Source organism: Bartonella sp. TS25HLJMH, assembly GCF_042193505.1.
Lineage (GTDB): Bacteria > Pseudomonadota > Alphaproteobacteria > Rhizobiales > Rhizobiaceae > Bartonella > Bartonella grahamii.
On sequence record NZ_JBHILV010000001.1, the window covers coordinates 66830 to 81310 of the forward strand.

The 14481-nt window shown below is 36.4% G+C and carries 12 protein-coding genes; 7 read left to right on the plus strand and 5 right to left on the minus strand.

Going from position 1 to position 14481, the window contains the following annotated elements; translation table 11 throughout:
• Positions 1-594: 594 nt before the first annotated feature.
• Entirely contained in the window at positions 595-1077 is a 483-nt protein-coding gene (locus ACFINF_RS00285) for a GNAT family N-acetyltransferase (RefSeq protein WP_375619153.1), read from the plus strand.
• A gap of 1775 nt (positions 1078-2852) precedes the next feature.
• Here ACFINF_RS00285 and thiD read toward each other — a convergent pair.
• Complete coding sequence (gene thiD, locus ACFINF_RS00290) at positions 2853-3707, minus strand: bifunctional hydroxymethylpyrimidine kinase/phosphomethylpyrimidine kinase (protein ID WP_375619154.1); 855 nt, start codon at positions 3705-3707, stop codon at positions 2853-2855.
• Positions 3708-3836: 129 nt separating this feature from the next.
• On the opposite strand from thiD, the gene ACFINF_RS00295 reads away from it, so the two are divergent.
• The 4 genes from ACFINF_RS00295 to ACFINF_RS00310 all read left to right on the plus strand — a co-directional run bounded on the left by ACFINF_RS00295 (position 3837) and on the right by ACFINF_RS00310 (position 8129).
• Entirely contained in the window at positions 3837-4634 is a 798-nt protein-coding gene (locus ACFINF_RS00295) for a lysophospholipid acyltransferase family protein (protein ID WP_375619155.1), read from the plus strand.
• Between the two features lie 705 nt (positions 4635-5339).
• Positions 5340-6431 (plus strand): D-alanyl-D-alanine carboxypeptidase family protein, encoded by a 1092-nt coding sequence (locus ACFINF_RS00300; RefSeq protein ID WP_375619156.1) that lies wholly within the window; start codon positions 5340-5342, stop codon positions 6429-6431.
• 417 nt (positions 6432-6848) lie between these two features.
• On the plus strand, positions 6849-7910 hold the full coding sequence (locus ACFINF_RS00305; RefSeq protein ID WP_375619157.1) for a CobW family GTP-binding protein: 1062 nt from the start codon (positions 6849-6851) through the stop codon (positions 7908-7910).
• Between the two features lie 51 nt (positions 7911-7961).
• Complete coding sequence (locus tag ACFINF_RS00310; RefSeq protein ID WP_375619158.1) at positions 7962-8129, plus strand: hypothetical protein; 168 nt, start codon at positions 7962-7964, stop codon at positions 8127-8129.
• Between the two features lie 1101 nt (positions 8130-9230).
• On the opposite strand, the gene ACFINF_RS00315 is transcribed toward ACFINF_RS00310, so the two are convergent.
• The 4 genes from ACFINF_RS00315 to ACFINF_RS00330 form a co-directional block, all read right to left on the minus strand.
• The gene (locus tag ACFINF_RS00315) at positions 9231-9383 is read right to left on the minus strand and encodes a hypothetical protein (protein WP_375619159.1); all 153 of its coding nucleotides are present in this window, start codon (positions 9381-9383) and stop codon (positions 9231-9233) included.
• 88 nt (positions 9384-9471) lie between these two features.
• On the minus strand, positions 9472-10221 hold the full coding sequence (locus ACFINF_RS00320) for a L,D-transpeptidase family protein (protein ID WP_375619160.1): 750 nt from the start codon (positions 10219-10221) through the stop codon (positions 9472-9474).
• Between the two features lie 39 nt (positions 10222-10260).
• Positions 10261-11217 (minus strand): acetyl-CoA carboxylase carboxyltransferase subunit alpha, encoded by a 957-nt coding sequence (locus ACFINF_RS00325; RefSeq protein ID WP_375619161.1) that lies wholly within the window; start codon positions 11215-11217, stop codon positions 10261-10263.
• A 78-nt stretch (positions 11218-11295) separates the two neighbouring features.
• The gene (locus ACFINF_RS00330) at positions 11296-12234 is read right to left on the minus strand and encodes a site-specific tyrosine recombinase XerD (RefSeq protein WP_375619162.1); all 939 of its coding nucleotides are present in this window, start codon (positions 12232-12234) and stop codon (positions 11296-11298) included.
• A 260-nt stretch (positions 12235-12494) separates the two neighbouring features.
• Here ACFINF_RS00330 and ACFINF_RS00335 point away from each other — a divergent pair, with 260 nt between their 5' ends.
• Together ACFINF_RS00335 and aroB are read left to right on the plus strand one after the other, a co-directional pair.
• Positions 12495-13127, plus strand: a complete 633-nt coding sequence (locus ACFINF_RS00335) for a shikimate kinase (protein WP_375619302.1) — start codon at positions 12495-12497, stop codon at positions 13125-13127.
• Positions 13102-14235 carry a 3-dehydroquinate synthase gene (aroB, locus tag ACFINF_RS00340; protein ID WP_375619163.1) on the plus strand — a complete coding sequence of 378 codons (1134 nt, stop codon included), beginning with the start codon at positions 13102-13104 and terminating at the stop codon, positions 14233-14235. The genes ACFINF_RS00335 and aroB overlap by 26 nt, the downstream gene beginning before the upstream one ends.
• Positions 14236-14481 lie beyond the last annotated feature (246 nt).

Genomic DNA, 14481 nt, shown 5'->3' on the forward strand with positions numbered 1-14481 from the left:
GGAGCTGTAGCTTGTGTAGCTTGCCAGCAGGTTTTGTATATTTTGCCACTAAGTTTTGTACCAATTTATTTTTTTCAAAGTTTTTTTTAAGATTCGTAATTCCTTGTGAAGCATCTATTGGATTTGGGTTTTAGATTATCAGATAACAATTTTTAACTTAGACGGTTTTTCTGGAAGGTTGCTGTTGTCTGTTAAGTCGTTAAAGCCGTGTAAAATAAGCTTGAAAAGCGAAATGAACAATTCCCATTGGTTCATGACGTTGCTTAGCAACAATAACTTTATTTCTTGCCATCCCGAGAATAATTTTTGTTCAAAAGTACGCTTTTACCAAAATTGTGCCCTAAAATAAAGGTTGTTGATTTTTCAAATGAAGTATCTTCTATTAATTCAACATTTGCTTCAGATCCATTCCAATATTATCTCTGCTAAAAATTTACAAGAAACTATACCTGTAGAGCAGGAAAAATCTATAATCGATTCCTTTAATGCGCAAAACTACCTTTAGCTTAGTGGGTTAGACCTCATTCGTCTCATTATAAAGTTGATGAAGCTCTCTTATCTATTGGCTTAGAGCATGTTGAAACAGAGGTAGGAATGGCAGCTTTAGCGCAAGATATAGACTCACATGTTACTTCTACGCCAGATAATTTCAAAATCAAGGAAGTTGAATCACTTCAAGATTTTAGAGATTACGGAAATGTTATGGCATCAGTCTTCGAGCCTTTTGATGAAGAAGCGGTTATATTTTATGAAACAATAGGCCGTTGTTATAAAAAAGATCCTGATGTAGAGATGTTTGTTAGTTACATAAATAATAATCCTGTAGCAATATGTTTTTGTATTAAAGCAGATGGAGTTGGTGGAGTGTATAATATTGTCACCAAGCCAGATTTTCAGAAAAAAGGTATTGGAACATTAATGACAAAAATTGCTATTGAGCATTTAAAAAGAAAGAGATGTCATGTTATTGGTATGCAAGCATCTCACGAGGGAATTAGTATTTATAAAAAATTGGTCTTTACAAACTTTGGTGAATTTAAAATTTATTCCAATAAACACATGATCATTGAGCGATGAATTCTTTTCATCGATAAGCGAATTTATTATTTTCAGCAAAACTCAAATATGATCAAGCAATCGATACAACCAAGAAAGCTCAGCCAATCCCCTTTAATACTGATAGTGAAAAGCTAAAAAAGTTATCCATCACAGATATAAGTTGAACAAGTGAAAATTTTATTTGATATGATTGATAATTTACTGTCTGTTACTGATAATTATAAAGAACTCGAAAGAAAATATTTAAAACTACAGTTGCATCATAGTTTGTTAGATGGTTAGTCTGTTAGTCAATTAATAGAAAAAATCTTCGCTTTATACAATAACCAAAGGAGCTTCAAAACCCTTTTAAAAGTCCTTTATGTATATTGTTTCTTTTTTTATATCACAATTGATGATGAGAAATCTCTCACGCTAATAGTATTATTTCTACACGAAATAAACTGTTTTCACCTACTATTTAGAATAAATTAAGTTTTTGAGATTTCTGGCACATCATTTGAAATGACAAAAGAAATTTTCCCTTGTACTTGTGCAAACAACGTGGACATCCTTTGATAATCCTCTTGCTTGAACAAATTCTTATCCGAAATAATCTTCAACACAAAAATAAATCAATAATTTAATTCATAAAGGTAATTTATCATTATTCATATTGAGCAATCGTCCAAATATCATAGGATTATCTCATTTCAAATCTCTATATATTAAATCACTCACAATCATCTGCTTACACATCACAAGCGGAATTAATGTATCAATAAAATTCACTGCAGAAAGGAATAAAAGTTCTTCTTATAAACGCTCTAAAATACCAAAGCTTATCGCAACATTGGGAGCTAAAAATAGTATAGGGGATCCCCCTTTCACCTTAAAAACGTAAAAATGGGAAGCATAATAGCTTTATACACTTCATAGAGGCTTTAGACCATTCACGAACCTTATTATAAAAGGAAGTGGCACACCTTGAGAGAAATCTCTTTAAAATAAACATGTTAATTAACAATATAAGTGCATTCTATTTGAAGCATGCTATCTTACGAGAGAAACATAACTTCAATCAACGTAAAATAAGGCGTTGAACAGTCATAGTGCACAATAAAATCAGATCAGTTTAAATACTTAATGATGAAATCCATTAAATGACAGAATAAAAATTCAAGTTTGAAAAGATTAAACTACACGCTACAGATCTATTGAAACTCCGATTGTGCAATCGACTACCTTCTCGCTAAAACTAAATCACTATAAATATAAAAACCTTAAAACCCACTCTAAATCCGTGAAAGTTTCTAGATCTTGCTATATTAAATATTGAAACTCCTCACGGCTGCTCATCTGAAACGCCAGTAATTCCATAAAGCAGTTCCATAAAAAGAGGATAATGACGTTGTAATATCCGAAAAAATTCACTACATCACCTGAAAGATTATTGATAATTTCATCAGGAAGTATCAATTTCCATTTAGAAAACCCTATCCCTGCCGACAAAAACTCTGTAAATGTTAGATATATAATAATTTTGATAACGATTTTGGCTCATCCTGCTTTGCCACAAATGCTCATCCTGCTTTGCCACAAATATAAGAAACAGCAAATATAGTGGGATCAGCCAGTTTTAATATAGCCTTGTAAAAGGTCTTTCCTTCTACCCTTTTTGCTATCTCATCCTTCTTAATACAAAATAACTGTTAAGATACAATGCGCTAACACTTATCAGTCATAAGTTCAAAATAGCATATAATGACGAAACAAGTTCATAGAGTGAAGATTTTGCACAATCAGTTGTTGTATTAATCTTTCCATAATGCATAAAAATGATGAAGCGGCCCTCGCCCTTTCCCTACTTTTAAAGCATTTGAGGCAGTTAAAGCGCCATGCAAATAATCTTTTGCTTGTTTAACAGCGCAATCCAAAGGTTGAGTAGGTAACAGAGCTGCAATGGCGGCAGAAATGGTACACCCTGTCCCATGATCATGAGTAGTTGAAAGACGAGAAGCTTCAAGTATAACAAGGTTTTCACAATCACAATAAAGATCTGGACTAGAACAATCGTAATTTTCTGTACTATTTTTGGTAAGCGTATGCAAATGTCCCCCTTTTAACAAGACTGCATGACACCCTAGCGCCAAGAGTCGTGGAGCATATTGATACATAGTCTCTAAAGACCATTGCACTTCACCTCCCAATAACAGTGCAGCTTCAGGCAAATTTGGCGTGATTAAAGTTGACATCGGCACAAGGACATCACGCATAATTTCAATTGCATCAGACTTTAAAAGAATATCACCACTTTTTGCAACCATAACCGGATCAAAAACAATGAAACGCGCTTTATGATAAGCAAGACGTTCTGCAATAACCTGTGCAATCTGAGCATTTGCAACCATACCAATTTTAACAGCATCAACATGAATATCCTCAAAAACAGAATCAATTTGATCTGCAACAAAAGAAGCATCTAATGCCTGAAAAGAACGCACACCCTGAGTATTTTGTGCAACAACAGCTGTAACCACACTCATACCATAAGTTTTCATAGCCGAAAACACCTTCAAATCCGCCTGCATTCCAGCGCCACCAGAAGGATCTGTTCCCGCAATAGATAAAATCCGTGGAATAAAAAGTTTATCTTTTTGTAATTCCATCAACCTCTTTCCTTCTGTTTTTAAATATCGGAAAATGAGTTACCGAAAAAATAGATGCTTGAAAAAACATAAAGAAGATGTTTTCTCATGTGAATTATATTATATACGAAGTCTTCTTATAGATATAAAATGGAAAATATAGTGCTTATCCTTCGTTCTATTCTTTTTACGTTCGCTTTTTATACAACAACTTTCATACAAATGATTCTTTACGCTCCCGTTTATTTTTTAATGCCCCGCAAAAAGGCATGGATTGTCCCTAAAACATGGGCACGCGTTACACTCTTTTTGCAAAAATACATCGCAGGTACAAGTTATGAGATTGAAGGTTTAGAAAATCTTCCCAAAGGAGCCTATATCATTGCTCCAAAGCATCAATCGGCGTGGGAAACTTTCAGTCTTGTTCCCTATTTCGATGATCCCACTCTCATTTTAAAACGTGAATTGATGTGGATTCCATTGTTTGGCTGGTATATGGCAAAAACACAAATTATCCCCATTAACCGTACAACGCCCATCAAAGCCTTAAAAATGGTTATACAAAAAGCAAAAGAGAAAGTAAAACAAGGGCGCCAAATCTTGATTTTTCCCGAAGGAACACGCCGACAACCCGGTCAAGAACCAGATTATAAGTCAGGAATTGTCGCGCTCTATAATGAATTAGGGCTTCAAGTTGTGCCCATTGCACACAATGCGGGTTTATACTGGCCACGCAATAATTTTCGCCGCTATCCCGGAACAATTCGTGTCCGTATTCTTCCCCCGATAGAAGCTGGTTTAAGCAAACGTGATTTTCTAGATCAACTTGTCCAAAAAACTGAAAAAGCGTGTGATGAACTGCTTCTCTTAGCAGCTCAAGATCCTACCCCTCCTCCTATGCCACCATACGCTGTTCAGAAACTTAAAAAACTAAATCATTCATCATGAAACAATGTATTGATTGATCAGAATAATGCATCACTTTGTATATTGAGCAGAGTATATGGAACAAAAATATAAGAAAGATACTTCAAACTTTCTAATTCAAAATTATAAAACACATGTACATTACAAGAAATGATTGATGTGTGAATTTTTTTGAGAAAGAATTCTTCTTCTCTTTAAAATCGTTTAAATAACATAAATCATATTGATTTATAAGGATATTTTATCGTTATTCAACTTGAATGAGAATCCTGAATACCGTAAGATTCTCTCATTTCAAATCTATTCCATTTTGAATCAATTAGAATCTTTTGCTTGCACATTACAAGCAGGGATATCTGTGTGAATAAAACGATACAAGAAAAGATTAAAATGCTTTTTACGACCCCTCTCAAGTGCCAAGGGCTGTCCTAACAGGAGGACAAGAAAAATGTATGATTATGCCGATTCGTTCCTTCCTGAGAAACATCAATCCCCCAAGAACCTGAAATCTTGTACAATCTTCATTATTTAAAAAGTATTTCTTGAGATACTTAAGTTATCAAACCAAATTCAAGGGGAAAATAAAAATGAGTATTGGTTTTTATCTCCGAGACACAACGGATACAGCAATTAACCATCTTTCCTTCCTAACCTAGACTTAAAAGCTTTGTGTGCTACATTAAAACAATTCTAAATAACGAATAAGAAGGAACTAGATTTAAATTAATGCAACGTCTCTTCTATAATTTATTTGTTTCTGTGATTTTGAGTTTATTCAGCACTGTTGCTCTAGCGCAGCCTTTTATTTCTGTTGATGTTACAACAGGGCATATCTTAAAACATAATCAAGCTTTTGAGCGTTGGTATCCTGCTTCCTTGACAAAATTAATGACCGCTTATGTTATTTTTCGTGCCATGAGTCGAGGGGAAATTTCACCAGACAAACATATCACCATCAGCGAATACGCCGCAAAAGCTCCCTCATATCGTTCAGGCTATAAAGCTGGTTCTGTACTCACACTTGATACAGCTTTAAGTATCACCATGGTTAAATCTGCCAATGATTTAGCCATTGCCATGAGTGAAGCTGTTGCAGGTTCACAGAAAGATTTTGTACGTAAAATGAATAGCGAAGCTAAACGTTTAGGCATGTTTGGAACTCATTTTGCGAACGCAAGTGGTTTACCAGACCCTCAAAACTACTCCACGGCGCGCGATATTGCTCTTTTAGCCGTTCAAATACGTCGAGAATTTCCACAATATGCTCATTATTTTTCTATTCCAGCCATTGATTTTGGTCATAATCGAAAAATCCAGCATAACTCAAACAACCTCATTGGCCGTTTTTATGGAATAGACGGTATGAAAACAGGCTTTATTTGTGCCTCTGGTTTTAATCTTGTTGCCTCAGCCACACGCAATAAACGTACAATTATTACTGTCATTCTAGGTGCTAACAACATAACTGAAAGAGAAGAAAAAGCTGCACAACTTCTTGAAACAGGATTTTTGCACCAAGGAAGACCCCAATTAACACTAACAACATTAAAACCTTATGGGAGAAATATAACACAAGCCAACAATATGAGACAACAAACATGCACACCTGAAGCCATAAAAATGCATGCAAATTCATACGATGATCAAGGAAATATTATCCTCACCTCACCTTTTATCACTGCTCCACATCCTTTTTCTCATCCTTTACCAGTACACCTCATTCGTACGCCACAAACACCTAAAATGACAGTAAAGCCACTAAGAAAGCCCCATAGTTCGTATAAAAGACGCGCAAACCATTCTATAAAAAAGCCATAAATCATAATCTACGATTAATTATAATACTTTGATTTATAATGATAATTAATTATTTTGTACCTTATGTCAGAACCACAAATGTTGTAAGATTCTCTCATTTCAAATCTGTATTTGTTGAATCAATAAAAAACCAGTTTCTTGCACGTCACAAGGTAGATGAACATGTAGATAAAATAATTAAAACAAGGAATAAAAATTTCTCCTATAAGTCCTTTCAAGAACCAAGAGTTATCATAACATTGACGCTAAAAAAGTATATGATATACCCTGCATGCACCTACCTTTATAAGCGTAAAGATAGTGGTACAATGGACTTCATAGAGTATTAACCATTATATCCATCACGGACACCATTATAAATTGGTTAAACGTACTGAAATGTGTTTTTTTAAAACAAAACCACGGTTGATGATTAACATGAAAATAAAGCGCATCCCCCTCACGCTTATTACTGGTTTTTTAGGCTCTGGCAAAACAACTTTGCTCAACCGTATGCTACAAGACCATCTTTTAACAGAATGTGCTGTTATAATCAATGAATTCGGTGAAATCAGTATTGATCACCTTCTAGTTGAAAAAACGACAGAAGGAATTATTGAGCTTGCCAATGGTTGCTTATGCTGCAATTTACGCAGTGATCTCATCGATACATTAATTGATTTAATAAATCGCGTTCAGACAGGACAGATCAAACAACTCCATCATATTATCATTGAAACCACAGGTATGGCTGATCCCGCTCCTATTTTACAAATACTTTTAAGCCACCCGTTATTTATTCAAACATTGTCCATAAATGCTGTTCTTGCAACATTTGATACATTAAGCACACTTTCCATATGTGAGCGCTATCCTGAAATATATAAACAATTAATATTTGCTGATAAAATTATTCTCACCAAAACAGACCTTATGGCCCAACAAACGCTTTCAGATACGCTTTTTAACACACTTAAAACGATCAATCCTACAGCACAAATCATTGACGCCCATTCTGAAGATTTTTGTTCAAATCTGTTAATAAATAACACATTATGGGATGAAAAAGTAGAAAATACAAAACTTAAACAAAATCTTACGACTACCCCACATGATCATCCCCCCCATAAAACCATTCGTGCCTTTTCACTAAACTGTGAGGGTCCTGTTGATTACACCACAATTGAAGCTTTTTTAGATCTCCTACAAGAGCGTTATGGTACAAAACTATTACGTATTAAAGCACTTATTGCATTGCATGATGACCCTTATCGCCCACTTGTATTACATGGCGTACAAACATTTTTTCATCCTCCCATAAGATTGCCAGCATGGCCAAAAGGAATAAAACAAACACGTTTTGTCATCATTGCCGATGGTGTTGAAAAAGAAGCAATACAAAAGCTCCTCAATGCTTTTTTAAATAAACCAGCAATAGATACTGCAGACAAAACAGCTCTCTTAGAAAATCCTCTGGTCATTCCAGGAATAAAATTTTAATTTTTCCCCCCTCAATGATATAACATTAAATTCATTGGCACCACCATCTTTATGCTTTTAAAGGAGAAAACCGGCACCATCACACACTTTGCTAATCCCCAATGTCGAACAGCTCTTGGTACTTTGATGGTTCATAAAAAGCGTTTTAGTCTTTTCTTGCACAGTTTTACCCACGCGGCTACCCCCGTTTGTAATGCGCAAGCAAATGGTTTTAATTGATTCAACATGGAACAGATTTGAAATGAGAGAATCTTACGGTATCCAAGATTCTAATTCAAGTTGAATAACGCTAAAGTATCCTTATAAATCAATATGTTATAAATTTATAAACATTCCTATTCAAGTTTATCCACATAATGGAATAAAAAATAATAAAATACATATTTTTAACAACGCTTTCTACACAATAATGCCTCCCATAAAATTATTCGTACCTTTTCACTGGACGACAAAATCACTATAGACTACCACAATTGAAACTTTTTAGCTCTCTTACAAAACCGCATGACGCAAAATGACTACGTATTAAAACACTCCAGCGCTAATATATTACCCTTATCTGTAAAATAACCGCCTTCACACAAAATAGAACATCATTGTATCGCGAATTCACGCACTCGTTTAAAAACACCGTCTCTCAATACACATCATCCCTATTTCAAGACGCTACCCATAAATAATATAATACAAAATTCTCCATGAAATGTATAAGCCCCATTCTCCATTTTTACTCTATAAATATGCAAACTGGTAGCCTCATACTCTTGCCAGTTAAAAATGTTTTGGAAAAACTTGGCACTTTAGAGTACTCATGAGAACTATCTGTGCTCTTTTCTTTAAGAGTTTTATTCACATGCTAATCCAATTTTATGGTGTGCAAAAAATGGTTTCGATTGATTCATTATAAACAGATTTTAAGATAAAAGGATCTTATGATATTGAGTCCCTAATTCAAACTGAAAATAATAAACTGTCATTATAAATCAAATTGTTATGATAAAAATTTTAAGATTCATAAATCTGTAATCAGATTGTTGTCTCTCTAAATGCATCTCATCTGCAAACCACTTCATGTAACTCATTTCACAAACCGATTGGACAAATTCTTGGTTCTAAAATATTCTGCTCAACTCTATATTTACCCCAGCTAAGTGAAATCAAAATCCCTGTTAAGAAAAAAACAAAATCAGATAGAACCAATATCGCATTTTAAAATGTGTGAATGTATCTTATATAATAGCACGACAAGATAATATTTTACAGCATGAAAGAATAAAACTCTTTGAAAGAAATAAAAAGAGAGGCACATTTTATATTAACTTACTCTTCACTAAAAACGAAGATTGACACCAGTACCGCTGTACAAATAATCCAACTTCTTTGAGAAAATTCCTCTTGGCTTCCCACTTCATCTGATTTACTCACATAAGGTTCTATGAAAAAACTCTGCGCTTTAAAAGATTGACTACTCACTTAAACACCTTATGCGTAAAGTTTTTGCATATCCTGTATCGCCATTTATAAGTGATAGTGTTTACGGTGCAGCAGGATACAATAACACTCACTGTATTAGAGGAACTGAAGTTTTATCAATATCGCGATTAAAAACGTAACGTTTTCCATAAACTTCAACAGTTGGAGGCTGACGATTTTTTTCAAAAAAATCATAACCTTTCTTAAGCATAACCCAAAATTGATAATGAGGATCATTGCTATGACGTAACATATTATCCTCGGTCATGCGGAAAGGAAAAGCCTGCAACTGAAACTCTCTTTGTCCGCCTTTAAAAGCATCCCGTGCAAACGCATAAATCTGAGCCATGTTCTTATCACTCATAGAATAACAACCTGCGGAAAAGCAAGAACCATGCACCATAAGATTGCTTCCTGTACGACCATTTTCCTGATCATAAAGGTTAGGAAATCCTATATTAAAAGAAAGATAATATTTTGAATAAGGATTCATTTGGTTTGCGCTAATAGTATAAAAACCCTCTGGTGTCTGAAGATCCCCTTCTTTATATTTAGGTCCAAGCTTACCAGACCATTTGCAAATACCATAGCGAGCAACCAAGATAAAAGGCCCTGAACGAGATTGCTTCCAAACTTCAGCAAGATTTTCTTCCTTGAAAAATCGCATTACAATTGGTGCATAAGGATCAATATCGTATAAAGCCATTCTATTCTGGATTTCTTGTGGCAACGGCTGCTCAACTTTAGCACGAATAGAAGCTGGTAATCTTCCTTCACATGCCGTCAATATTCCCATTACAAACAACATACACACAGCGAGGAATCTGCTAAATGTCATCGAATAAAACTCCAATCCAACACCCTCACAAAAAATAACCTATGTTAGAGATCGACCAATTTGAAGGTATTTTTCCCTTCGCTCTTGTTTAAGAGCTTCACCATCTTTTCCAGCCATAGCTTTTAAAGCCTCTGAAATAACATCACCTGTTGCATCAATGACAATCTCTTTGCCACGATGCGCGCCCCCTAAAGGTTCCGAAATAATGCCATCAATAATCTTTAAGCGATACAAATCTTGAGCGGTAATACGCATATTCATTGCAGCATCTTTTGCACGAGCTGGATCACGCCATAAGATAGAAGCTGCTCCTTCTGGTGAAATAACAGAGTAAATTGCGTGCTCCAACATATAAACTTTGTTGGCAGCCGCGATTGCTATCGCCCCTCCAGAACCGCCTTCTCCAATAACAACGGAAACCACAGGAATTTTCAAACGCAAAGTTGCAGCTGTTGATTGAGCAATTGCTTCCGCTTGCCCACGTTCTTCAGCGCTTACCCCAGGATAAGCACCTGCTGTATCAATAAAAGTGAGGAGTGGCAAACCAAAGCGGTCAGCCATTTCCATAATACGTACAGCTTTACGATATCCTTCTGGGCGTGCAGAACCAAAATTATAGCGCAAACGTGTTTGCGTATCGTGACCTTTCTCTTGACCGATATAAGCAACTGCTTCTCCCCTAAAGCGTGCAAACCCAGCTTGAATAGCCTCATCTTCAGCAAACTTGCGATCTCCTGCTAAAGGTGTAACATCACTCAATAGGCGTTTAGAATAGTCCATAAAATGGGGACGATCAGGATGACGAGCCACTTGTGTTTTTTGCCACGGCGATAATTTTTTATAAATATCGCGCAACGCTGTTTGAGATCGCGCTTCAAGACGAACAATCTCATCGCTCATATCAAGACTGCCTTTTTCCTGAGAAATTTTTTTTAATTCAAGAATTTTCCCATCAAGATCAGCAACTGGTTTTTCAAAATCAAGATAATTATACATTTGTACCAACTCATTCAGTGTCACTTATACATTTATAATTTGCTTTATAAAGTCTTTTTCAAAAACATCACCTTTTCTTTAACGAGCCTTTTGCTCATCGGCAAGTGGATGATGCTCATTAACTAAACGATAAAGTCCCTCTTCCAACACATGCGTATAAATCTGAGTGGTAGCAATATCAGAGTGACCTAACAAATGTTGAACTGCACGCAAATCAGCACCATTTTGCAAAAGATGACTAGCAAAAGCATGGCGCAACACATGGGGAGAAAAGCTATCACTTTCTATTCCTGCCCTTCTAGCGAGATTTTTCAACTCCCGTGCAACAACTTGACGCGCAATATACCCTGTTTCTGAATGCGCTGGAAAAAGATAAGGACTTGCGGCATCCTTTCCCTGATCACGTAAATTTAACCACTGCAAAAGAACTTGATATGCTTTTTTTGATAACAGCACCATTCGTTCTTTTTTGCCCTTACCACGAACCAAAATACTGTATGCTTTCCCCCGAACAGCCTGCACAGGCAAACTCACCAATTCACTAATACGCAATCCTGTTGCATAAAGCATTTCACTCAATAGCTGAAGACGCAATGCACGCAGATAATCCTTAGACCCATAATCTGCTTGATTGACTTCTAACTGTGCTAAATCAAGCAATTTTATCACTGCATCTTCACTCATGATTTTGGGCAAAGGACGCCCCTGACGAGGTGCATCAATATCATGAGAGGGATCATCTGCTCTCAACCCTTCAGCATAAAGGAATTGATAAAACTGACGCAAAGTCGATAAACGGCGCGCTTGCGACGATGCCGCAAAACCAAAAGTATGCATAAGCGACAAAAGGGCAATTAAATCTTCTTTTTGTGCTGAAAAAAGCGAAGCAGAATGTGAAGACAATTCGTCTTGTGCCCACTGCAAATCATGCTGATAAGCCGCAAGCGTATGAGGTGAAGCCCCTCTCTCCGCGCTCATCATCTCAAGAAAATGATCTATCACAGCACCACTTTTCATTTCATTGATTCGCTTCCGTAGAAAGATCCCATGAATCCAAGGGAACATCGATGTACATATCCACAGTTACTGGTTCAACCCAAACCACAAGAGCACCCATTATAATGAAAAGAACAGAAAGCAAAATGAAAAGAATCATCAAAAATCTGGTCAATGTTGGCATAAGATAATAACCTACCCAAAAATATTCTATCTCGTATTATGCCTCACAAAGATTAACAGGAATTGACTTTAAGATGGATAAATGCCGAAATAAAGTTATGAAAAGCAATCGACCAAAACGCGTCCCCATAACACAAATAAAGAATCAACTCTTATCGTCTCTTGATAAAAGAGCTCTTATCCTTGTTGGTCTTATGGGAGCAGGCAAATCAGTGATCGGAAAACGCGTCGCCACCATGCTCCGTTTACCCTTTTATGATTCTGACCAAGAAATTGAAAAAGCTGCGCAAATGACAATCACTGAACTCTTTGAAATTTATGGTGAATCAGAATTTCGTGCTCTTGAACAGCGTGTTATTCTAAACCTCATAAAAAAAAGTCCCCTTGTTTTAGCAACAGGTGGTGGTGCCTACATAAATGAAAATATCCGAAAAGCCATTCACCAAAATGGTATATCCATATGGCTAAAAGTCGATCTTGATATCCTCATGCAACGTGTCTCAAAGCACCCAACACGCCCCCTGCTTCAAACAGCCAATCCTAAAGAAACCATGCAAAAACTCATGGAACAGCGTTATCCTATCTATGCAAAGGCAAACTTAACAATTAACAGTCATAAAGAAAGCCGTCATACCGTAGCACAAAATGTTATACGATCTATACAGCACTACCTATACACAGAAATTAACAATAGGGACAACCAGCATGCAAACAAAGACCGTCACTGTTAAACTGGACAAACACTGTTACGATATCATCATTGGTCCGAATCTGATTGCACAAGCTGCTTCACAGATTAAACATGCTCTTAACAAAAAAGATCCTCATCCAACGCGCTTAGCACTTGTTACAGATACAAATGTTGCTTCCCTTCATTTGGAGATATTACAAGCAGAGTTAATAAAAAATAAAATTCATACTGTCCCTATTATTGTAGAAGCAGGAGAACAATCAAAATCATTTTCAACCCTGCAAATTGTCATCGATCAAATTCTTGCTACGCGTTTAGAAAGAGGCGACTGTGTTATTGCTTTTGGCGGTGGTGTCATTGGCGATCTAGCAGGGTTTGCGGCAAGTATAATCCGCCGCGGGATGAATTTCATTCAAATGCCCACAACGCTTCTTGCACAAATTGATTCCTCCGTCGGTGGAAAAACTGGAATCAATAGCCAATATGGTAAAAATCTTATTGGTGCTTTTTATCAACCGCAACGCGTTATTGCTGATACCTGTGTCCTTGATACCCTACCACCACGCGAATTTCGTGCTGGCTACGCAGAAATGGTTAAATACGGACTCATTAACCAGCCTGATTTCTTTGAATGGCTTGAAAAAAATGGACAAGAAGTCTTTTCTAATGGCCCTATGCGAACAGAAGCCATTGTCCGCTCATGCCAATTTAAAGCTGACATTGTAGCACGCGATGAATACGAAACTGGAGAACGCGCGCTCTTAAATCTCGGCCATACATTTGGACACATGCTTGAAACAGCAACCGCCTATAACTCCAACCGTTTAATCCACGGTGAAGCTGTAGCAATAGGAATGATTCTAGCGCATCAATTCTCTGCTCAACTGAATTTAATAGACCCTACACTCATACAACGCATTGAAGCACACCTTAAAGCAGTGGGATTGCCTACACAGCTAAAAGATATCCCAGGAAAATTACCAGATGCTGAAATTTTAATGACTCTCATTGCCCAAGACAAAAAAGTTTCGCAAAACAATTTGACCTTCATCTTAACACGCGGACTTGGCCAATCATTTATTGCAAAAAATGTCTCTCCGGAAGCAGTTTTGACTTTTCTGGAACAAAAATTAGCAGAAATTCGTTAATTCATATTGAATATAATTGATTCGTTTTTATACTTCTATTAAAGGAATAAGTATGATGATGTCTGCGTAGCTCAGTAGGATAGAGCACAGGATTCCTAAAGAAATTGGGCGCCTTAAGGAGAAATCCTCAAAGTGGATCTGCTCAAATTCGGGGAAAGCTTCATGGGAGACTATATGCCAATCCCGAGCCAAATCTCTCTTCAAATGAGAGAAAGGTGTAGAGACTGAACGGGCAGCACCTAAAGA